The sequence below is a fragment of the Bradyrhizobium nanningense genome (assembly GCF_004114535.1).
Classification (GTDB): Bacteria; Pseudomonadota; Alphaproteobacteria; order Rhizobiales; family Xanthobacteraceae; genus Bradyrhizobium; species Bradyrhizobium nanningense.
Genome location: NZ_LBJC01000047.1, coordinates 1 through 1004 on the forward strand (window position 1 = coordinate 1; position 1004 = coordinate 1004).

The 1004-nt window shown below is 67.9% G+C and carries 1 protein-coding gene; it reads left to right on the forward strand.

All coding sequences use genetic code 11. From position 1 onward, the window contains the following. A partial coding sequence (locus tag XH84_RS31765; RefSeq protein WP_164937407.1) for a methyl-accepting chemotaxis protein occupies window positions 1–1004 on the forward strand: 1004 nt, incomplete at both ends.

The window sequence follows — 1004 nt, forward strand, 5'->3', positions numbered from 1 at the left end:
CGGCATCTCGCGTCCGATGATCGCGATGTGCAAGGCGATGCGTGAGCTGGCCTCGGGCAATTTCGACGTCGTGCTGCCGGGTCTCGGCCGCAAGGACGAGATCGGCGAGATGGCCGGCGCGGTCGAGGAGTTCAAGGTTCAAGCTGTTGCCAAAGCCGAGCGCGATGCCGCCGCCAGCGAAGTCCAGAACCGGGAGCAGGCTGCAAGCCGCCGCGCCGAGCTGATCCGCTTTGCCGACGATTTCGAGAGCGCGGTCGGAGCCATCGTCTCCAACGTCTCGGCCTCCGCCGTGCAGCTGGAATCGGCGGCCTCCACGCTGACCCGCACCGCCGAGACCACCCAGAGCCTGTCGAGCCAGGTCGCCGGCGTCTCCGAGCAGGCCTCCTCCAATATGCAGTCGGTCGCGACCGCGACCGAAGAGCTCTCCGCCTCGGTCGAGGAGATCGGCCGCCAGGTCCGCGACTCCAGCCGCATTGCGGAAGCTGCCGTGGTTCAGGCCAAGGAAACCGACGGGCGCATCGGAAAACTGTCGCATGCCGCCCAGCAGATCGGCGAAGTGGTCAAGCTGATCACGGCGATTGCCGAGCAGACCAACCTTCTGGCGCTCAATGCCACCATCGAGGCGGCGCGTGCCGGCGAGGCCGGGCGCGGCTTCGCCGTGGTTGCGAGCGAAGTGAAGTCGCTGGCGAGCCAGACCGCGAAGGCGACCGACGAGATTTCCTCGCACATCGCGGGCATGCAGGGCGCCACGGCGGAATCGGTTGCCGCGATCAAGGAGATCGGGGCGACCATCGGCCAGATCTCGTCGATCTCGACCTCGATCGCCAGCGCAGTCGAGCAGCAGGGCGCGGCGACGCAGGAGATCGCACGCAGCGTCCAGACCGTCGCGCAAGGCACCCAGACCGCGGCCACCGATATCGGCCAGGTCAACCGCGGCGCCGCCGAAACCGGCTCGGCCTCGGAGGAGGTGCTGCACTCGGCCAAGACGCTGTCGTCCGAAAGCA